Raw genomic sequence first — 20,754 nt, 5'->3', positions numbered from 1 at the left:
GTGGCCCGTTCGTCTATCGGTTAGGACGCCAGGTTTTCAACCTGGAAAGAGGGGTTCGATTCCCCTACGGGCTACCATTTCTTCACACACCGAACTTTTCCTGACACAGGGCCTGCACCTGTCCCCAGACAGATTTGAATTCCGGCGTGTTTTCGGCGGCATAGTGGAAGTTCTTCATCAATCCCGTAAGCTGAGTGAAGACCTGGCGCACCTCGGCCTTGTCGGTGAACTGCGCGGTGGATTGAGTGACGCCATAGACCAGTTTGAACGTCATCTTCTGACGCTCTAGCGGAACCGACGCATCCACCGGGTCAAAGGCATCCTGCTGCAGATAGACCATGTCGACAAACAGCGCCTTTTGCTGAGTCACAAAATCCTCGATCGTGACCCCTTCCTCGCCGGTCACCTGCATCATCTGGTCAACCTGCTCACCCCTTTCGATCAATGCCAGCAAGTCGCGTACTTTGCCCGTCCATCCGGCCTCGGCGTTGGTGTCGTACCAGTCCGAGAGCTGTTCCAGATAACGCGACCAGCTGAGCATCGGATCGACCGCGGGATAGAACCGCTTGTAGGCGCGTTCGGACGACAGGCCGAGGAAACACTTCACCGTGGACAGCGTCGATTGCGTGACCGGTTCATCAAAGTTGCCACCTGCGGGTGAGACGGTCCCGATCAGGGTCAGGCTGCCGGTGTCCCCATCATTGGTCTTCATCGCTCCGGCGCGTTCGTACAACCCCTTGATCGAGCTTTCGAGATAGGCGGGAAAGCCCTCTTCCCCCGGAATTTCTTCGAGCTTGCCGGAGGTCTCGCGCATGGCCTGAGCCCAGCGGCTGGTACTGTCCGCAATCAGCAGCACGTCGTACCCCATCTGGCGGTAATATTCGCCCAGGGTGATCCCGGTGAATATAGACGCCTCGCGCGCGGCTACGGGCATCGAGGAGGTGTTGCAGATGATGATCGTCCGGTCCATCAGACTGCCGCCAGTGGTCGGGTCGGTCATCTTCGGGAATTCCGCAATCGTCTCGACAACCTCACCCGCGCGTTCACCACAGGCCACCACGATCACGATGTCCACCTTGGCGTTGCGTGCAATCAGGTTCTGCAGCACCGTCTTGCCTGCGCCGAACGGACCGGGAATACAGGCCGTCCCACCGCGGGCTATCGGAAAGAACGTGTCGATCAGGCGCTGAGAGGTCAGGACAGGTTCGGTTGGATAGAGCCGCTCGGACAAGGTGCGTTTCAGAACGTTTTCCGGCAAAGCCCGCCGTACCGGCCATTTCTGCGACAGGGTCAGCGTGTGCTCACCCCCCTGTGCATCTTCAAGCCGCGCGACGATATCATGGATCATGGCCGCACCCTTCTGAACCCAAATGACTTTGTAGTCCCCAACCCAATTAAAGGGCAGCATGATCTTATGGGTGAAATGCCCCTCGGGCACCGCCCCGATGCTGTCGCCTGCTGTGACCGTGTCGCCCACCTTGACCGATGGGGTAAACGACCACTTTGCCTGAGTGTCCAGCGGCGCAACGTCCGCCCCACGCGGCAGAAAGATTCCGAATTCTGCCGCCACTTTGGCCAAAGGCGACTGCAAGCCGTCAAACACCTGCCCCAACAGCCCAGGACCAAGTTCGACCGAGAGCAGCTGCCCGGATTGTTCGACCGGGTCGCCCACGGCGACGCCATCAGTGCTTTCGTAAACCTGCACATCGGCAGTGTCGCCCCGCACCCGTAACACTTCGGCTTTCAGACGTTCCTGACGTCCACCGGGGCCGGGCCGCGTGGGCAGAATGAAAACGACCTCATTCTTGACCAGCTGTCCGGGATGGCCTGTGGCATCAGGGTTCGCCTGAATTTGTACCAGCCCTTCCTGTACCGAGACGACGCGGGCAGTAGAGGTCTGCGTGGCGGAGGTTGGGGCTGTCATGCGCTTACTCCCTCAAAATCCAAGTCGATCGCACTTGCCATGGCGTGTTGCGCCAGTTTCTCAAAGCGCGTTGCCGCGTCACGCGCATTGCTTTGCGCCCAGCGATCAAAAATATTCCAGATCAGAACATAAATCGCCACGGCTTCGAAATCGAACAGATGGCGCGCGGCGTAGCGTTTCAGTTGCATATGGCTGACCGACAAAAGCAACCGTTCAAGCCCCAGGGGGTCATCGACATCCAGCAAGTGTTTGGCTTCTTTGATCCAGGGCATTGGGGTTTCCAGCCGAAAGGCAGGGTCGCCCCAGTTGGCTGGAATGTGTCGGCTCCAGCGTCCAATGCCATAGACGCCACTAGGTGCAGCACCCCCCTGTTTGCGCAGGCGCAGCGCGGCAACCGCAGTCCTCAAATCCATCCGTTCCATGAACAGCTTGCGCAAGGTCGGTTGTGGAATGTGCCGGAGCGCTTCTTTGCATCGCTCAATGGTCTGTGCATCCGAGACGTACATATCATAGTTGTTCCAGTTCAGAGCGTGTTCCATTACCTCCAGAACCCGCGCATCCGCTGGTGTCAGCACCCGCAATCGCCGGTCCAGCCTGAGCCGCGACAGCGGAGGTTGTTTGGCGATGAACAACCGTTCCGAGCCCGGCAGGCTGCTGATCAGCGCGATATAGGCGTCAGGGTCCGACATGTTACCGGATCACACCTTCCAAAACGGCACGAAAGCGCGGCTGCAAATGTTCCATCAACAACGAGGCGACGGCCTTATCGGTCAGATCCAGAACAACCCCCTGTTCATCAGCCCGGATGCGGATGCCATTCTGGGTGTCATCCGCGCTGTGCAGCTCAACCTGTTCCTTCAGCATTTCAGCCGTCAGTCCCAGAACGTAACGCGTCAGCTTTCCCGACTGAATATCATCGGCGTTCTGTTTGATGTCATCCTGAGTGGCGACCCTGGGAGGCAGTATGACCTGCGCGGGCCCTTCCAGTCTGGCGTCTGACGCGGCGCGACCGACGACTTCAAGGATCATTTGTTTCAGCAGTTCAGGATCAGTCATTTCTTGGGTGACCAGCCGTTCAACATCCTTGCGGAATCGATCTGTCAGACCGGCCTTCATTGTAAGCACCGCATCACGCATCGCTGTATTCAGCGCCTCTTCTCCGGCTGTGCGATAATTATCCGCCTCGGCACGGGCCTTTTTCCGATACTCATCTACGTCGCGCTTGGCATCGGCAAGAATTTTGGCCGCCTCGGCTTTGGCTTCAGCGCGCAGCTTGTCTGCATCGGCCTGACCGGCAGCCACACCATCGCTGCGCAGCTTGTCGATCAGCGCATCCACCCCATGCGAAATAATCCCGTCCTGTGCCATCAGCTAATCCCCGCGCTGATGACCAAAGCAAAGACAAAGGCAAATACGCCAAAGCCCTCAATGATTGCAGCCGGCGCAAGTGCCAGGCCAAAAATCTCGGGCTTTTCCTTGGTTGCGTTGATCGCTGCAGCACAGGCCCTTCCCTGCCAGATGCCGCAATACATCAAGGCGATGCCCGACAGAATGCCGATCCCGAACAGCCCGCCTGCATTTTCAGGCGTCACATCGCGGTTCAGCGTGAACATGATGACAATGCCGTAGATCACCATGGTCGAGGGAAAGGCCGACACGCCGATGAACCGGCCATACCCGCCTTCGGTTTCCGTCATCGCTCCGATACTGGCCTGTCCAGCAATGGAACAGCCAATCGCGCTTGCTGCGGCGCCCAGCGCCATGGGGGCATAGATTCCCAACCAGCCCAATGTAAGTACAAGCTCATTCATTCCTGAACCTCCTTGCGGGCGAACGGGCGAAAGACGATGCCTTCATCCGGCAGACCCCATTTAAAGAATTCGATGTAATTGAGACGTAATCCGTGAACGACGCCACTCATCATGGCGAGCGCGAAATTGAGGAAATGCCCGGCGATCAGGATCAGCACGCCAAACAGAAGGCCCAGCCCTTTCAGGGACTGCATCACCGAGACCGCCAGATCGTTGAACGTGATCGCCAGTGAGGCCGAGGCCAATCCCAGTGCAAACAGGCGCATATAGCTAAGAACATCTCCAAAGGCGCCCATCGCCCCGGCCAACCCCTGTACCCCTTCTATAAGGCGCCAAAGCCAGTCTGACGGTTTGGCAATCTCGCGCTCGCTGGTGAACAGAAGGATCGCCAAAGCGCCTGCGATCATGATCGCAGCACCCGGTGCTGTGGGTCCCCCTTTCATATAGCTCAGCCACAGTATGAACCCGCCGATCAACACCGCGATCCAGCCAAGATTGGCAACGGAACTGCGCCGCCCCCAAGACGCGCGTGCTGCAAGCGCATTCGCCAATATCAGGTGCAGAACGCCGACCACGATTGAAATCATCATCATCGAGTCGAAATTGTTCAGGTCCAACAGCTTGAGTTTCCCCCAGATCGTGCTCGAGGCCGGGGAAGCGCCAAAATAGCTTCCAACCAAAATCCCGTACAGGACCGTCGCGCCCGAAATGATCAGACCATAAAGCCGCCACGATCTTTTCGCTGGTGTATTGTCAAGACGTTTCCAGAAGGCCAACAGCCCCAGCAGGATAACCAGGCCATAGCCGGCATCCGCAACGATCATCGCAAAGAAGATCGCGAACGAGACGGACACGATTATGCTGGGGTCCCATTCTCGGTACCCAGGAACCTGATAGAACAGGGCAAGGTCTACCGCTGCACTGCGATTTTCCGGCTGCTCAAGCAGCGTCGGAGGTATCTCGTTCGGGCCCGGGTCTTCGATCAAAACAGCGGCGTTCTGCGAATTGGCCATGTCCAGGACAGCCTCGACCTGATCGCTGGGCACCCAACCCTGCAGGGCAAACACTTCGCCTTCGTCGCGGACCTTTTGCGTGGCATGGGCCAGTTCGGCTGCGCTTTCGGCGGCGGCAAGATTACGCCGCATCAACGTCAGAAAACGGGTCTGCCCGATACGCTCGGCTTCCAGCGCCTCAATGGCGATTTCGGCCTCTTCCAGCTGAGCTTCAAGCTCGTGAATGGGCAACGAACCCGTATGGGTGCGCGGCACTGGAAGGATGTCGTCTTCGGGATCTTCCGGGGCGATCAGAACGGCGTAGAGAAACCGGTGATCCTCTTGCAGGATGGCCCAGGGCAACTGAAGCTCCGCCAGTGCCTCACGGTGTTTTAGCGGCAGTTGATAGAACCAAAGCCGGTTGCCTGCCAACACATCACTCGGCGGAAAATCCAGATCTCCCCACGGGCGCACCTGAGCGATCCGGTGGGCCAAAAAATCCCGGTGGTCGGTCATATCCCTTATGCGCTGCATCAAGTCCAGGACTTCACCGACGAACTGGTCCATATCAAAACCAGAATCGCGCCGAACCTGACGGCGCGTTTCCGACGATTCCTTCAAAAACCGCAATGCTTTATACGCATCTCGGGCTCCACGCTCGTTGATCCGCTCTGGCTCTGCCGGCGGCGGTGCCAAAGGTAAAACATGCATGCATCCCAATGTCTGCAGCGCGCCCAGAGTGTCCCCCTTGTTCGCGGCGCGGCCGACCAAAGACAGTTTTTTCAGCCTTGCAACACTCATGCCGCAACCTCCTTCGCATGTTTGCGTTTGGAGATTTTCGAGCGCACAACGGATTGCATCTGTTCATCGCTCAGATAGATGCGGATTTTCTTGATGTTGGCCCTGGCGCGCGGGATCAACACTTTCTTGAACAGATTGACGCGCTGGGTGATCGTGGCCACTGATTTGTCAAAAATCCTGACCCTTTCTTCGGCCACTTTCACGCGCAATCGAGCTTCGATCATGTCATGCAACAAACGCGCCACTGCATCCACCCAATGTGGCTTGGCCAAAAGGGAATACGGACGTACCGCGACCTCGATCCGGTCCAGATCGGGCATGGTAACGCCAACCACGTTGACCTTCTTCAGCCGGTAATCCTTTAGTTCGACCAACCCTTCCAGGTCGACACCTTGTTGCGCCAGCATGGGCAGCTTTTCCCCGACCTGCTGTGCCAAGCGCGTCACCTCCTCCTGCAGGTACTGCACATTTTTACGTGCCTTGGCCCGTTCAGCCATCAGTTGCTGACGCTTCAGGTCCAGAGACGGCAAGAACCGCTCATAGCTTTTCAGCTGCGTCTGCTCGCGTGCAAGCGACGATTTATTCAGCTGCAACCGCGCCATGTGCATCCTTTGGGAAGTATTTGTCGATCAGATCCTGCTTCATCAGCAACTGCTCGGGGGCAAAGCATTCAGCTAGTGTCTTCCATCCCAGATCTAGCGCATCCTCCAGCGGGATCGAGACGTTGATGTCCATAAAGCGTTTACGGAACAAAGCGCCGAATTTCAGCAACTGGTTGTCATAATCCGATAGGTCAAACGCCATGGCCTGTTTCTGCGCAGCATCTCGGCTTTCGGAATAGAACCGGATCATCGTGTTCATGATCTGGCCGTGGTCTTCGCGTGTGGTTTTGCCGATTACATTCTGCTTGAGGCGCGACAAACTGCCGAACGGGTCGATCACCCCGGAATGCAGGTAAAACTGGCCTTCAGTGATATACCCGGTGTTGTCCGGGACCGGATGGGTCACGTCATTCCCGGGCATGGTTGTGACAGTCAGCACAGTAACCGATCCACCCTTGGCATAGTCGCAAGCTTTCTCATACCGTCGTGCCAGTTGCGAGTAGAGATCGCCCATATATCCACGCTGCGATGGGACGCGTTCCTGACTGATCCCAACCTCTTTCATCGCATCGGCATAGGCGGTCATATCCGTCAGCAGGACCAGAACACGCTTGCCCTCTTCCACAGCGAATTTCTCGGCAACGGCCAGCGCCATATCCGGCACCAGCAGGCGTTCGACCAACGGGTCCATGGCCTGATTGACGAACATCACGGTCCGCGAGAACACGCCCGCATCCTCGAACGAGGTTCTGAACGTGTGGTAGTCGTCAAAAATCAGCCCTAGCCCGCCAAACACAACAATATCCGCATCCGCCTGAATGCCGATGCGGCTGAGAAACGCGTTGAACGGCTCGCCGGATACCGAAAAAATTGGGATCTTCTGGCTTTCGACCAGTGTATTGAACACGTCGATCATCGGCACATCCGTGCGAATCATCTTGTTGGGAACCGACCGCTCAACCGGGTTCACCGTCGGTCCCCCAATGTCGATGCGCGGTTCGGCAGACAAGTCCGGACCGCCGTCAATCGCCTCGCCTGCGCCGTCAAACACCCGGCCCAGAATATTGGCCGAATACGGGGTTTGCATCGGATGACCAAGGAACGTTGCTGTCGCCTCGGTCGAAATCCCCTTGGTACCCGAGAACGCTTGCAAGGTTATCACATCGCGGTCGATGAAGATGACTTGCGCCAGCGTTCTGTGCCCATCGACCGTTTCGATCACGGCCAGATCGTTGAAACGCACCGTCGCGTCAGCGGACCCGTCACTCGGAACTTTTATCTTTAGCGTATCCCCCACGATCTCGAGAACGCGGGTAAATTTCAGAAGACATCGGGACATTGCTGATCCTCTTAGCCTGAAAACTTGATTGAACTCAAATCGTGCAGCAAACGGTCACAAAAGTCTGCTTTTCAAATGGACCCACATCACAGCGTCTGCCGAAAAACCACGCGCGCGACCCTGCATTCAAGGGGTCTGCGAACTGAAATTAATGGGCAAATGGTGCTTTAAAACATGATATAAATCAATTCATTTTCAGAAATTTATCCCTGCCATCACCTCAATTACTAAAAATTTAGTTTGACACGCAGGAGGCAAATCGCTGATGCTGATCGTCATCCGGTCTGCGCCGGATCACATTATCTTTGGGAGGAAACAGATGCGGAGACATCTACTTTCCGCAGTGGCGGCGGCTGCCGTCATTGCGGGGCACGGTCCCGTTTGGGCCGACGAAGCCGCAGCACAACGCTGGATCGACGACGAATTCCAGCCATCAACCCTGTCGAAAGACGAACAGATGGCTGAGATGCAATGGTTCATCGAAGCTGCACAGCCTTACAATGGCATGGAAATCAACGTCCTGTCCGAAGGCATCCCTACGCACTCTTACGAATCTGAGGTTCTGACCAAGGCGTTCGAAGAAATTACCGGCATCAAGGTCAATCACCAGATTCTGGGTGAAGGCGAAGTAGTTCAAGCCGTTCAAACCCAGCTGCAAACAGGTCGGAACCTGTATGACGGCTACGTGAACGACAGTGACCTGATCGGCACCCACTCGCGTCTGCAGTTGGCGTATCCGCTGACCGACATGATGGGTGGCGACTGGGCGGGCACGACCTCTCCGACGCTGGATCTGGATGACTTCATGGGCATTCAGTTCACCACCGGTCCGGATGGCAAGCTGTATCAGCTGCCTGATCAGCAGTTTGCGAACCTCTACTGGTTCCGCAAGGACTGGTTCGACGATGAGGCAAACAAAGCCGCGTTCAAAGAGAAGTACGGCTATGATCTGGGCGTTCCGGTCAACTGGTCCGCTTACGAAGACATCGCCGATTTCTTTACCAACGATGTGAAAGAAGTCGACGGTACCGCGATCTATGGCCACATGGATTACGGCAAGCGCGCACCTGACCTGGGTTGGCGTATGACCGACGCGTGGCTGTCGATGGCTGGTGCTGGCGACAAGGGTGAGCCGAACGGTATCCCCGTTGACGAATGGGGCATCCGTATGGAAGCGGGCACCTGTAACCCTGTTGGCGCTTCTGTGTCGCGCGGCGGTGCTGCGAACGGTCCAGCTGCGGTCTATGCGATCCGCAAATGGGACGAATGGCTGCGCAACTATGCACCTCCAGGTGCCGCGTCTTATGACTTCTACCAGTCGCTGCCGGCGCTTAGTCAAGGCAACGTGGCCCAGCAAATCTTCTGGTACACCGCCTTTACCGCCGACATGGTGAAGCCGAAGTCCGAAGGCAACAACACCGTCGACGACGAAGGCACACCGCTTTGGCGGATGGCGCCGAGCCCGCATGGCCCCTATTGGGAAGATGGTCAGAAGGTTGGGTATCAGGACGTGGGATCCTGGACCTTCCTGAAGTCGACCCCTGCGGATCGTGCTCAGGCGGCTTGGCTGTATGCCCAGTTCGTGACATCCAAGACGGTCGACGTGAAGAAGTCCCATGTGGGTCTGACTTTCATTCGCGACAGCTCGGTCAACCACGAGTCGTTCACCGAACGCGCGCCCAAGCTGGGTGGTTTGGTCGAGTTCTATCGCTCACCTGACCGCGTGGCATGGTCGCCGACCGGCATCAACGTGCCGGATTATCCAAAGCTGGCCCAGATCTGGTGGCAGCAGATCGGTGACGTGAACTCGGGTGCCTTCACTCCGCAAGAAGCGATGGATCGTCTGGCCGAAGAGATGGACATCACAATGGGCCGGATGCAGGCCGCGGATGAAAGCGCTGGTGTCTACGGCGGTTGTGGTCCGCGCTTGAACGAGCCGCAGGATGCGTCCTTCTGGCTGGAAAAGCCGGGTTCGCCAAAAGCCAAGCTGGAGAACGAAAAGCCGCAAGGCCAGACCGTCAACTATGACGAACTGGTTCAGCGCTGGCAGTCCCAGTAAGCGTAAACTCGTAGGCCGGGCTCAGACCCGGCCTACCCCCAAATACCCCCAGAGAACACCAGATGATCGAACTTCAAGACGCGACCAAACGAGTCGGCAACGTCATCCATATCAAACCCACGAATCTGACGCTGCAAACAGGCCATTTCAATGTGTTACTGGGTGCCACCGGTTCCGGGAAAACATCACTGATCAAGATGATGGCCGGACTGGATCCGATCGCCGCAGGCAAGGTCCTGATGGACGGGCAGGACGTGACCCGGCTGAATACGCAGAAGCGTAAGATCAGTCTGGTGCACCAGTTTTTCGTCAATTACCCCCATATGAGCGTTTTCGACAACATTGCCTCGCCCCTGCGCGTAGCAGGCATGGCGAAAAGCGAAATCGAAGGCCGCGTGGAAGAGGCCGCTGATCTGCTGCAGCTGCGCCCGATGTTGCAGCGCCGCCCGCACGAGCTGTCGGGTGGACAACAACAACGCACCGCTTTGGCCCGCGCGATTGCCAAGGAAAGCCGGGCCGTGTTCCTTGATGAACCCCTTGCCAATCTGGACTACAAACTGCGCGAAGAGCTACGCGAGCAACTTCCTGATCTTTTTGCCGGACGCGGGGCCGTTGTGGTCTATGCGACTTCAGAACCGGAAGAAGCATTGCTGCTCGGTGGTCATACCGCTCTGATGGCAGACGGCCGGGTCACCCAATTTGGGCCAACCGCTGATATCTACCGCAATCCGGAAAACATCGCTGCCGCACGTGTGTTCTCGGATCCGCCCATCAACGTCGCGCATATCACCGTCTCGGGTGCGCAGGCGCAACTTGCAGGGGGCGGTGGATGGGCCGTCACCGGCATCGCAGACGGTGAATACACAGTTGCGGTACGCCCGCATCGCGTGACGCCATTCCGCACATCGGACGCAGATGTAGAACTGACCGGGCGTGTGATCGTGACCGAGCTATCCGGATCTGACTCCAGTGCGCATTTCCAACATGGGAACGACGCATGGGTTTCATTGGCGGCGGGCGTACATCCCTATCAGGTTGGCGAAGACCATAGTTTCTATATGAATCCGGCCCATTGCCGGTATTTCGGCCAAGACGGCAAAAGGGTGGCCTGACATGGCACAGATCAAGCTTTCAAACCTTCGACACAGCTATATGCCATCGCCGCAAGGCCCCGAGGATTATGCGCTGAAGGAAATCGACGTCACTTGGCGCGATGGTGGGGCCTATGCGCTGCTGGGGCCATCAGGCTGCGGCAAGTCTACGCTGCTGAACATCATCTCGGGCCTGCTGACACCCTCCGAGGGGCAGATCCTGTTTGATGACCGCGACGTGACCGCCCTGCCCCCTGATCAGCGCAACATTGCGCAGGTTTTTCAGTTTCCAGTGATCTACGACACGATGACCGTAGGCGAGAACCTAGCCTTTCCTCTGAAAAACCGGGGCGTTGACGCGGCAACCATCAAGCGGCGTGTTGATGAGATTGCCGAAATGCTGGATGTCGCGGATATGCTGGGCACCAAAGCCTCTGGCCTGAGCCCGGACAACAAGCAAAAAATCTCGATGGGGCGCGGACTAGTGCGCGATGACGTGAATGCGGTGATGTTTGATGAGCCGCTGACCGTGATCGACCCGCATCTGAAATGGAAACTGCGGTCCAAGTTGAAAGAGCTGCACCAGCGCGTAAAAGCCACAATGATCTACGTCACCCACGACCAGACCGAGGCGTTGACTTTTGCTGATGAAGTCGTGGTCATGCAGGATGGTGAAGTGGTTCAGATTGGTACGCCGGTTGAACTGTTCGAGCGGCCTCAGCATACATTCGTTGGTCACTTTATCGGCTCGCCCGGCATGAATGTCTTGCCCTGCGAGACCAAGGGCGATCGCGCTATTTTCGAAGGGCATGAGGTGGTCTTGGAAGGTCCGACCCATGGTGAAGGTGGTCGCACCGATCTAGGAATACGCCCGGAATATGTAGGCTTCGGCCAATCCGGCATACCGGCACATGTCACCAAAGTAGCCGATATCGGGCGCCATTACGTGGTCAGTGCCATGGTTGGGAACACACCGATCAAGGCCGTCACCGAACACAATGCGCCCGAACAAGGCTCGATGGTCTTTCTGCAATTCAAACCCGAGCAGTCCCGCGTCTATCGCGACGGCTGGATCGCAACGCAGGAGCGGGCCCAATGAGAACAATAAACCAAAGAGCATGGTTCTTTGTCCTGCCGGTTCTGGCACTGGTTGCGTTCAACGCGCTGGTGCCAATGATGACGGTAGTCAACTACTCGGTGCAGGAGACCTTCGGCAATAACCAGTTCTTCTGGGAAGGGCTGGGATGGTTCGAACAGATCCTGCGCTCCGACCGTTTTCAGGCCGCACTTGGGCGACAGTTCCTGTTTACCTTCATGATCCTGATCATCGAGGTGCCCTTGGGCATCATCGTCGCGCTATCCATGCCGCGTAAAGGCTTTTGGGTGCCGGTCTGTCTGGTTCTGATGGCCCTGCCGATGCTGATACCGTGGAATGTGGTGGGCTCGATGTGGAACATCTTTACGCTGCCCAAGATCGGCCTGCTTGGATACTTCCTAAATGACGTTTTGGGCATCAACTATGACATGACCCAACAGCCTCTGTCGGCCTGGATCACTGTCATCATCATGGATGTCTGGCACTGGACTTCGCTGGTGGTTCTACTGTGCTATGCGGGCCTGGTTTCGATCCCGGACGCCTATTATCAGGCGGCCAAGATCGACGGTGCAAGCCCGTGGTCAGTGTTCCGGTATATCCAGTTACCCAAGATGAAGACGGTTCTGACAATCGCCATCCTGCTGCGGTTCATGGACAGTTTCAATATCTACACCGAACCCTTCGTTTTGACTGGCGGGGGTCCCGGAAACTCGACCACCTTACTGTCGATCGATCTTGTAAAGATCGCACTGGGACAGTTCGACCTTGGCCCTGCGGCTGCGATGAGCTTGATCTATTTCGCCATCACACTGCTGGTCTCATGGGTCTTCTACACTCTGATGACAAAGGATGACGCCGAATGAAAAAGCGCTCCCTCATCCCGATCCTCTATATCGCGTTCCTGATGTTGCCGATCTATTGGCTAGTGGCGATGTCCTTCAAGACCACGAACGAGATCCTGTCGGGCTTTTCTCTGTTCCCGCAGACCTTTACGCTGGAAAATTACATCACGATCTTCACAGACCCGACGTGGTATTGGGGCTACATCAACTCGATCACCTATGTGACGCTGAACACGGTACTTTCCGTCTGTGTAGCCCTGCCAGCGGCCTATGCGTTCTCACGCTATCGGTTCCTAGGGGACAAGCAGTTGTTCTTCTGGCTGCTGACCAACCGGATGGCACCGGCTGCTGTGTTCGCCTTGCCGTTCTTTCAGCTCTATTCGTCAATTCAGTTGTTTGACACCTATCTGGCGGTGGCGCTGGCGCATACGCTGTTCAACGTGCCGCTAGCGGTGTGGATTTTGGAAGGGTTCATGCGTGGCATCCCCAAAGAGTTGGACGAAACCGCTTATGTGGACGGGTATTCCTTTCCGCGCTTTTTCGTCACGATATTCCTGCCAAATATCAAAGCGGGTGTAGGCGTCGCGGCATTCTTCTGCTTCATGTTCTCATGGGTCGAAATGCTGTTGGCCAAGACTCTGACAGCGGTCGAGGCCAAACCCATCGCTGCCGTAATGACCCGAACCGCGTCCAGCGCCGGGTACGAATTGGGCCTGCTGGCCGCCGCCGGGACGCTGACCATCATCCCCGGCGCCATCGTCATCTGGTTTGTCCGCAACTACATCGCGCGTGGTTTCGCGATGGGGCGTGTATGAGGTTCGATATGCGTAAACTGCTTTTGATCCCCTTTCTGATCCCCGGTTCGGCCTTGGCGCAAGCACAGGCCGGGTGGGGAAGTGTGGGTCAGCCCGAAGAAAAAGAGTTTTCCTGGACCGCGCCCTTGTGGCCGGATTTCTGGATGGCGTGGACACCGGCGACCCTGGCCGTATTTGTCGGCATCTTTTCAGCCATCGCGCTGATCGGTCTGCTGGAAGGGTTCAAATTCCGCGACGGGATTGAACGGCGCGGCGTTCTGGGCTTGACCACCACATTGGGCGACCGGCTGTTCATCACATTGCTTGGGGCAGCTTACATTTTTCTGGCCTGGTTAGGGCTAGTCGGGCAACCGGTCTGGACACCGCTGTTCCTGTCCATCGGCTGGGGCGTTTTCGTGTTCTGGAAAGTTTAAGCTTTGCGAAACCATCAAAGGATGCTTGTCTGTCAGGCACAGGTAAAATGACGGCACTGGGATCAATGCGAAAGAAAAAGACGACAAACCTGCTGACCGAGGTCGAACTGGAGTTCATGAACGAACTCTGGGCTCTGGGTCAGGGCTCGGTGCGTGATGTACTGGACCGGCTGCCACCAGATCGGAACCTGGCCTATACGTCAGGGGCCACAATCCTTCGCATTCTTGACGAAAAAGGCTTTGTAGAAAGTCGCAAAAACGGCAAGACCCTGAGTTATACGCCGCTTCTGGAAAAGGATAGGTATCAGGCGCGCTCACTGCAGAACCTGTCACGAACCTTGTTCGATGACACACCAGCCACGCTGGTTGCACGGTTGGTAGATGACGCCGGTCTGAGCGAGGCAGATCTTGAGGATATTCGGGCACTGGTAGAGAGGAGACTGCAAAATGACAGCGGTTAAACCGGTTCTCGACGCATTTCTCGAACTGAATCTGGTTCTTGCCCTAGCAGCGATTGTATGGATCGCGGCAAGATACGTGGTTTCAATGACGCAGATGCGACACGGGTTTGTTGCACAGCTGCGCGCATTGAAAATTCTGTGTCTTTGCGTACTGCTCAGCCCCCTTTTGGCAATCGGGGCTGGTTTGGTCATGGCGATGTATTCCGTTGAAGGCGGGGTCGCCATTGGGGATCTTGCCGTTGCCGCCTATCTGCGTGGCGATATCGCCATGCCCGCCACCCAGTTCGAGGCCCTGCTCAATACCCGGCAAAGGTGGATCGAACAGACCCTTTCAGGAGAAAACCCGATTATATCGGCAATCTTGGTGGTAATGGCGCTCTATTCTGCGGTCTGCATCCTGCGCATTATCCGTGACGGGTTGGCAATCCGAGGCATTGTGCGCTCCAGCTATCTGTGGCGAAGCTCGGAAAAGGTCGATATCCGCCTGTCCGACCGGGTCACAGTCCCCTTCGCCGTTCGCGGTTTGTGGCGCAGGCATGTGGTATTGCCCAGCCATCTGCTCAACACCCCCAGCGATATGCGGTTTGCCCTTGCACACGAGCTGCAACATGTCAGGGCTGCCGATGTTGAATGGGAACTGGGGTTCGAGCTTTTGCAGCCGTTCCTATTCTGGAACCCGGCATATCTGATTCTCAAGTTTCAATTCGATCGGCTGCGCGAGCTGGCCTGCGATCAATCCGTCGTTTCGCGCCGTGGAATCAACGCGGTCGAATACACGTCCTGCCTGCTGAACTATTGCTCCAATTCAGTAATGCGCGGCAGCCCGCGTGTATTGAACGTGGCATTGGTTAAAGGGGGCAAGGCCAAACGCGTCTTGCGTCAACGTGTGATTGCCCTGGCAGATGCCCCTGCAATTCAACCCACAATGCCCCCTCTGTTCTTTGCCTTAAGCGCGGCTTTTGCTGTGACATTGGCGTTAGGCGCTGCGTCATTGCAGCCTGTAGACGACTGGAGCCATGACAGGTTGATGTTGTCGACCGTTGTGAACCTTGAACGGTTGGAAGCCCGCAATCAGGGCAACTGACCCTTATTCGTGGGAAATATTCTCGAAGGATCTGCAGCGCGACGCATATTCTTGCAGCGAAGCCAATCCGCGTTTGCAGAAGAAAGAAATCGCAGGTTGCTTGGTGAAACAGGCTGAGTGGCGGTGCTGTCAGGCAAATTCGAACCAGTCTCAGTCTAACTCAGAAAGCTGAAAAATAGGCGAAACTAAATTGGCTCCACACCAAAAGAGCGGCGGTTCAACTGAGCTTGAACTTGTCGCGTGAGTAAAGCTGCCGTTCATGATTGAAGTGACTATGGACGGAAGTGTCGTCTGCGGCAAACTTTTGCAAACACCGCATTTGCCGGAAGCAGAGCATCGCACGTTCTTTTCGCCGACGGAAGATGGGAATACTCAGCAAGATTGTTCTTCCAACGGCCAGTTTCTTGTCCTAACGCATTCCCAATGACTTTCATCGCGGCGTCGTAAGAGTGCGACTTGTCAGTGACGACGAAACCTGACTGGCCCCATCGTTTCATCGCTGTCTTCAAGTGTAAAAGGGCCGCAACACGATCACGGCGCTTCGTGAAATAGATTTCCAGCACCTCGCCTTCATGGTCGGCTACCCGCCACAGGTGATATTGCTTGCCGTTGATCTTCAACAATAACCTTATTTAAATGCCGCCACCAGTTCGCGAAACATCGCATCCGATTTATGCGTTTTCGGCTAATTTCTGCGGCACAGATAGGGCCAAACCTATTCAACCAGAATCGAACGTACACCATCACTGCTAGACGAATGATCTCAGGGTTGGTTTTGAAGCAGAGAAAAAGTGAGCGTTTTTGTCATCAAGCGAAGCTACGAAACTGCCCTGCCTGTCTCAAGCCAATTTCCCCTGCACCACCCGTTCAAATGTTCAGGGCTTGCGGATCGAATGGCACAAGAATCTCCTGATTTTCTGTACCTCGGATCAAAAGTTGGTTTCCCAGAGTTTCAACTGCAATCACCCTGGCTCCACTACGCCAACGAAGCGCCCCGATGACATGTGTAACCTCAACTTGGCGATCGGGGTTTAGATGAATGACGCCGCGATCGTTGGGGAAACTGTTTTCGACATTTCCCAGGATGGGCGACGCGGCCCCCTCCTCAACCCCAAGGCAGGCGAAGTGGCGGCTCGACCAAGGAGCATAGTATCGACCACCGTTCGAATGCCACAACATCGTCATCGGCAAAGCCTGAGCCGATTTAAGCGACAGGAACATGTCGCCCTCCACCGGGCGAGTTACCGCGGTCCAACCCAATTTCTCTTCAGGCGAATCCAATCCAACAACAAAGTCTTCACTCTGTGGAGACCATGGGTAGTTTGACAGATTCACTTCGCGGTCTTTCCCGGGAAAAGACGCCAACGTTTGGCTTTCAGCCGGATATCTAAGCGCTGAATAGCCTAATGCCGGATCAACTTCCTGTTCAACCTTAGGCGTTCTCCAACACTGCTTTCGAGAGGTATGGATGATCCCACCATTGGGCAAGGATACATTTGCGTGATTTGCAACCGGCATTGTGCCGTCGCCACCAATGAAAGTGTGACGCTGGTAGACGAATGGATGCTCAGGATGCAGTGTAATCTCTTTTTGCAGCCTAGCTCCATAGACCGTTCTGTCGAGCTCAGCGCGCAAATAGCTGTCGGTCTTTTCTTCTAGTCTCCAACGAGAGTTAGCTGGCCACCCATGCAGCGGCGATGTCCCCTCAGTTGACCCGAATGGGGCGCAGAAGAAATCACCGCCGAGTTTTTCCAAATGAGGAGCTATACCTTCGGGCATAACTTCGTCTGTGCCGACCCAAGGTGCGCGATGTAGTGGTGAAATCTCAGCGTTACCGTCGTACACACTGAAACTCTCGATCAACCCCAACTGCAAATCGAATGAAAGCCGGATGCCTGTTGCGGACAGCTCGATCACAAACCACTCCTAGCCCAAAAAATCATTCCACCAATACCATGACGCGACCATTTCCTACTCTGGTTTCGTAGGTGCGAAGATCTTCGCATACGGGCGCCCTCAAAGCTTTGCCCGTGCGATAGTCGAATAGCCCATTATGCTTGGGGCACTCTATCTCATTGTCCATCACCAGACCGTCCGATAAGTGCACTTGTTCGTGTGTACAGAGGCCGTCGGTGCAATAGAACTCATTGTCCAAACTGCGAACAATCAAGTAGGTTCTACCGTCGTGGTCCCAACGAATGAGATCTTCTTCCTCAACATCGTCTACGGCGCATGCGTCAACCCAAGGCATTACGTTCCTCCTCGATCACCGATTTCTAACCCCGTGTTTCTATCCGGAACTGCCAAGTGAAAATGTTCCCGATATGGGCGGGCCGTCGGCGGGAGAGACTTTCGTATGGCGTAACTCGGGTCAACACGCTGCTTCATGACAGAACCCATCATTTCTTTGTAGCCGTCCCAAATCGAAGTATTCGGCGGCGGCAGATCATCCTTGATCAGATCATGAAGCGCTGGAAGAGAGTAATACGGAACCATCGGGAACATGTGATGCTCAATATGGTAATTCATGTTCCAGTAAACCCAACGGCTTATCGGGTTCATATAAAGTGTACGTGAATTTAAACGGTGATCAAGAACGTTCTCCGCAAGCCCTCCATGCTGAAGCAACCCCGTCATTACAAAATGCCAACACCCATAGACCCGAGGACCTCCGATTAAGAGTATGGGGATCAGGGATTTCCATGCGGCCCCGGAGACAAGCAAAACAAATGAAATCAACAAGACGGCAACGTAGATTGCAATGTGAATCCGCGCCCAAAGGACCGCTTTGGGCCATTGGCTTTCCGGAATGTAATCCCGCTCTTCTTGCGACAAGTTTCCCATCGCATTTCGCGTCAGAACTTTGAGCGAGGTCCACGTTTCAACAATCCCCACAAACGCAAGCGCTTTCAGGACGAGGCTGATCGGGTGCATCCACGCTATTTCCGGATCGCGGCCAACAATGAGTGTATCGGTGTGATGCCGAGCGTGGCTCCAGCGCCAATTGACCGGGTTTCGCATAATCTGGAAGGACGCGATGTGGTACACGACGTCGTTCATCCAGCGGGTTCGAAACGCCGTTCCGTGTCCGCATTCGTGCCAACGGCTGTCGCAGGCCGAACCATACACGACACCGTATGCAAACCAGAAAGGCACGCAAAGCCAGCTACCCCAGAAGTACAGCCCGCTAGCCGCAAATACAAAGTGCAAAGCGATCCAGATCACTGTGTCACGAATGGCCGGCGCATCCCTGCGCTTCATAAGCGATTTCAGTTTCTTACGAGGAACATCGCTGTGGTACCACTCTGCGGCCGACAGACCGTTTTCTATCGCTTGACGCGTATTCGCACCAGTCAGGGAATAATCCCGAACAGTGAGTTCAGAGCCAATGGGTATGGTCGACTTACTCATTTCCCCTTTCTCCATCGCTCACAGCGCCACCCGCTTCTTCGTTGACTATAGCAAAGGCGCCTGAATTTTGACTTCGCTAATTGGGCGGCGCAGAGCTCGCCCGTGTTACAAGCTCTACGGGAAGCGCTGATTTCATTGGAAGCGCTTTGCCAGTGTTCGCCAACTGGCCCAGCAAAACCTCTGCCGCACGGCGTCCCAGTTGGTGTCGGTCCTGTCGGATTGTTGTCAGAGCCGGAACATAAGATCCTGACATTTCAATATCGTCGAAACCAACAACCGAAATGTCACCGGGCACCTTCAACCCACCCGCGACCAGCCCAGAAATCAACCCAAAGGCAACCATATCCGCAGCGCAGAACACCGCCGTTGGGCGCTCATCCATCGCAAGTATTCGTCTGGCGGCCTCATGTCCGGATTCCAGCGAAAAGTCGCCTCTGATAATCCACTCGGGCCGCGCTGGAAGCCCCAAGCGTGTCCGTTCTTCGACCACGCCCTTACGCCGAGCGGTCGTCAGAACATTCCCGTCGGGACCGGTAACATGCGCGATTTTTTTGTGGCCCAAATCATGCAGGTGCCTGATCGCCAATCGCGCACCTTCGGCGTTGTCGCTGGAAATCACCGGAAAGGCCTCGCCTTCCACCCATTCACACAAAAATACTATGCGGTCGCCGGCGCCGTATGTGACGCATTGCTGAAGTGCGGTCGAAGGAATGCCACCATCCAAAGAGATTGCGCCATCTATCCGGCCGTCTCGAAAGTACCCGGCAAGAGTTTCTTCCTGCAGCGGATTACTTTCGGTATCGGCAATCAGAACTGCATAGTCCGAGCCCGCAAACCCCTCACTGATACCGGCAAGTATGCCCGAATAGAAAGGTTTGCCGAGGTTGGGAACAAGGATCAGTACGGCCCCCGCCCTTTTCATCCGCAGGTTTCGGGCTGCCTGATTAACGCGATATCCCGTCTCGCGAATAGCTTCCAAAACAGCAACACGTGTTGATTTTGACACCAGATCGGGATTGGACAGAACACGACTGACAGTGGCTGTCGACACCTGCGAAACACGTGCGACGTCCTGTATTGTGGCGGGTTTGGGTATCTTGCTCATTGCTTGGCAGTCGATTTCTGGCTTGACTCGAATCTCATGTGATGCCGATTATGTAATCGATTACAAAATTTGGAAAGTAGGTATTTTCCAAAATGTAATCGATTGCAGTAGCGATTTCGTCAAACGAGGGAAACTGATGGCATCCGAATTCAAACGCAACAAAAGCCGGGTTCTTTGATGGTTTCGAAGGTCACATTCGACTTTGCCGGGGCAAAGGTCCTGGTGATCGGTGCCAGCCGAGCCGGCATTGGTGCCGCTATTGCAAAAGAATTCCAGGACTCGGGTGCCACAGTGGAGATTACCGGTGTGGAACCGCAATGCATCGAAGAGGACGCCGCCCGGTTTGACTACATTCAACTGGATGTAACCGACACCCACGAAGTCTACAATTTCGCAAGCACACGCGACCATATTGACGTTTTAGTCAATTGCGCTGCGGTCACACAGCGTGGCAAGGAAATGGCGCCCGAATTCTTCTCCCACGTGTTGGACGTAAATCTAACAGGGTCTTTTCGCTGCGCCGAAGCGCTGCACCCTGCCCTTTCGGTTGCGAAAGGGCGCGTCATAAATGTTGCCTCCATGTATGCGCGCTTTGGTTCACCGCTCAACCCAGCCTATGGCGCGTCAAAAGCCGGCGTGGAACAACTAACAAAATCACTGGCGATTGCGTGGGCCAAAGACGGTATTCGGGTGAACGCGATCGCGCCCGGGTTCATCGTGACCGAGCAATCGGCGAAAGCCCGAAAAGACGCCAGTTTCTCAACGGCTGTAGAAGCACGCACACCCTTGGCACGCTGGGGTCACCCAGAAGATATCGCTGGAACAGCCTTGTTTCTCGCATCCGATGCGGCAGCCTTTGTGACCGGTGCCTGCGTGATCGTGGACGGAGGGTATTCGGTTGTTTGACA

Annotated in this window: 20 protein-coding genes, 1 tRNA gene and 1 pseudogene; 10 read left to right on the top strand and 12 right to left on the bottom strand. The window is 55.7% G+C overall.

What is annotated here, in order from left to right:
* The first annotated feature begins 2 nt into the window (after positions 1–2).
* Positions 3–77: transfer RNA gene (locus AC2FFB_RS12335), tRNA-Glu, on the top strand.
* Positions 78–82: 5 nt separating this feature from the next.
* Here AC2FFB_RS12335 and AC2FFB_RS12330 read toward each other — a convergent pair.
* From AC2FFB_RS12330 to AC2FFB_RS12300, 7 genes are read right to left on the bottom strand one after another with little or no spacing between them, the layout of a single operon-like run.
* Positions 83–1,924, bottom strand: coding sequence for a V-type ATP synthase subunit A (locus AC2FFB_RS12330; RefSeq protein ID WP_496713166.1), 1,842 nt, complete (start codon positions 1,922–1,924; stop codon positions 83–85).
* The gene (locus AC2FFB_RS12325; protein ID WP_496874964.1) at positions 1,921–2,613 is read right to left on the bottom strand and encodes a hypothetical protein; all 693 of its coding nucleotides are present in this window, start codon (positions 2,611–2,613) and stop codon (positions 1,921–1,923) included. Before AC2FFB_RS12325 ends, AC2FFB_RS12330 begins: the two co-directional genes overlap by 4 nt.
* Before the next feature lies 1 nt (position 2,614).
* Entirely contained in the window at positions 2,615–3,292 is a 678-nt protein-coding gene (locus tag AC2FFB_RS12320) for a hypothetical protein (RefSeq protein ID WP_496693897.1), read from the bottom strand.
* Positions 3,292–3,735, bottom strand: coding sequence for an ATP synthase subunit C (locus tag AC2FFB_RS12315; protein WP_281972343.1), 444 nt, complete (start codon positions 3,733–3,735; stop codon positions 3,292–3,294). The genes AC2FFB_RS12320 and AC2FFB_RS12315 overlap by 1 nt, the downstream gene beginning before the upstream one ends.
* Entirely contained in the window at positions 3,732–5,528 is a 1,797-nt protein-coding gene (locus tag AC2FFB_RS12310; RefSeq protein ID WP_496874963.1) for a V-type ATP synthase subunit I, read from the bottom strand. The genes AC2FFB_RS12315 and AC2FFB_RS12310 overlap by 4 nt, the downstream gene beginning before the upstream one ends.
* The gene (locus AC2FFB_RS12305) at positions 5,525–6,130 is read right to left on the bottom strand and encodes a V-type ATP synthase subunit D (RefSeq protein ID WP_496874962.1); all 606 of its coding nucleotides are present in this window, start codon (positions 6,128–6,130) and stop codon (positions 5,525–5,527) included. Before AC2FFB_RS12305 ends, AC2FFB_RS12310 begins: the two co-directional genes overlap by 4 nt.
* Entirely contained in the window at positions 6,108–7,469 is a 1,362-nt protein-coding gene (locus AC2FFB_RS12300) for a V-type ATP synthase subunit B (RefSeq protein WP_496874961.1), read from the bottom strand. The genes AC2FFB_RS12305 and AC2FFB_RS12300 overlap by 23 nt, the downstream gene beginning before the upstream one ends.
* Positions 7,470–7,788: 319 nt before the next feature.
* Between AC2FFB_RS12300 and AC2FFB_RS12295 the strand changes: the two genes are divergently transcribed.
* The 8 genes from AC2FFB_RS12295 (at position 7,789) to AC2FFB_RS12260 (ending at position 15,330) form a co-directional block, all read left to right on the top strand.
* Complete coding sequence (locus tag AC2FFB_RS12295) at positions 7,789–9,528, top strand: ABC transporter substrate-binding protein (RefSeq protein WP_271946219.1); 1,740 nt, start codon at positions 7,789–7,791, stop codon at positions 9,526–9,528.
* 62 nt (positions 9,529–9,590) lie between these two features.
* Complete coding sequence (locus tag AC2FFB_RS12290) at positions 9,591–10,640, top strand: ABC transporter ATP-binding protein (protein ID WP_142634705.1); 1,050 nt, start codon at positions 9,591–9,593, stop codon at positions 10,638–10,640.
* Between the two features lies 1 nt (position 10,641).
* Complete coding sequence (locus AC2FFB_RS12285) at positions 10,642–11,718, top strand: ABC transporter ATP-binding protein (RefSeq protein WP_271946215.1); 1,077 nt, start codon at positions 10,642–10,644, stop codon at positions 11,716–11,718.
* Positions 11,715–12,578 carry a carbohydrate ABC transporter permease gene (locus AC2FFB_RS12280; RefSeq protein ID WP_142634709.1) on the top strand — a complete coding sequence of 288 codons (864 nt, stop codon included), beginning with the start codon at positions 11,715–11,717 and terminating at the stop codon, positions 12,576–12,578. Before AC2FFB_RS12285 ends, AC2FFB_RS12280 begins: the two co-directional genes overlap by 4 nt.
* Positions 12,575–13,372, top strand: coding sequence for a carbohydrate ABC transporter permease (locus AC2FFB_RS12275; protein ID WP_142634711.1), 798 nt, complete (start codon positions 12,575–12,577; stop codon positions 13,370–13,372). Before AC2FFB_RS12280 ends, AC2FFB_RS12275 begins: the two co-directional genes overlap by 4 nt.
* 8 nt (positions 13,373–13,380) lie before the next feature.
* Entirely contained in the window at positions 13,381–13,785 is a 405-nt protein-coding gene (locus tag AC2FFB_RS12270; RefSeq protein WP_281972348.1) for a DUF2160 domain-containing protein, read from the top strand.
* A gap of 65 nt (positions 13,786–13,850) precedes the next feature.
* Entirely contained in the window at positions 13,851–14,246 is a 396-nt protein-coding gene (locus tag AC2FFB_RS12265) for a BlaI/MecI/CopY family transcriptional regulator (RefSeq protein WP_142634715.1), read from the top strand.
* Positions 14,233–15,330, top strand: coding sequence for a M56 family metallopeptidase (locus tag AC2FFB_RS12260; protein WP_496874960.1), 1,098 nt, complete (start codon positions 14,233–14,235; stop codon positions 15,328–15,330). Before AC2FFB_RS12265 ends, AC2FFB_RS12260 begins: the two co-directional genes overlap by 14 nt.
* A gap of 217 nt (positions 15,331–15,547) precedes the next feature.
* Here the strand turns inward: AC2FFB_RS12260 and AC2FFB_RS12255 are convergent.
* The 5 genes and pseudogenes from AC2FFB_RS12255 to AC2FFB_RS12235 all read right to left on the bottom strand — a co-directional run bounded on the left by AC2FFB_RS12255 (position 15,548) and on the right by AC2FFB_RS12235 (position 19,846).
* A pseudogene (locus AC2FFB_RS12255) lies at positions 15,548–16,092 on the bottom strand (DDE-type integrase/transposase/recombinase).
* A gap of 105 nt (positions 16,093–16,197) precedes the next feature.
* Positions 16,198–17,247 (bottom strand): hypothetical protein, encoded by a 1,050-nt coding sequence (locus AC2FFB_RS12250; protein ID WP_496874959.1) that lies wholly within the window; start codon positions 17,245–17,247, stop codon positions 16,198–16,200.
* A gap of 22 nt (positions 17,248–17,269) precedes the next feature.
* Positions 17,270–17,581, bottom strand: coding sequence for a MocE family 2Fe-2S type ferredoxin (locus AC2FFB_RS12245; protein WP_271946204.1), 312 nt, complete (start codon positions 17,579–17,581; stop codon positions 17,270–17,272).
* On the bottom strand, positions 17,581–18,741 hold the full coding sequence (locus AC2FFB_RS12240; protein ID WP_496874958.1) for a fatty acid desaturase family protein: 1,161 nt from the start codon (positions 18,739–18,741) through the stop codon (positions 17,581–17,583). The genes AC2FFB_RS12245 and AC2FFB_RS12240 overlap by 1 nt, the downstream gene beginning before the upstream one ends.
* Positions 18,742–18,817: 76 nt before the next feature.
* Positions 18,818–19,846, bottom strand: a complete 1,029-nt coding sequence (locus tag AC2FFB_RS12235) for a LacI family DNA-binding transcriptional regulator (protein WP_281972354.1) — start codon at positions 19,844–19,846, stop codon at positions 18,818–18,820.
* A 177-nt stretch (positions 19,847–20,023) separates the two neighbouring features.
* Here AC2FFB_RS12235 and AC2FFB_RS12230 point away from each other — a divergent pair, with 177 nt between their 5' ends.
* Positions 20,024–20,752 carry an SDR family NAD(P)-dependent oxidoreductase gene (locus tag AC2FFB_RS12230; protein ID WP_271946195.1) on the top strand — a complete coding sequence of 243 codons (729 nt, stop codon included), beginning with the start codon at positions 20,024–20,026 and terminating at the stop codon, positions 20,750–20,752.
* Positions 20,753–20,754 lie beyond the last annotated feature (2 nt).

This window comes from Ruegeria sp. YTSA219 (assembly GCF_059609985.1).
The sequence above is the reverse complement of the archived record's forward strand: the minus strand, read 5'-3'. Positions and strand labels throughout refer to the sequence as shown.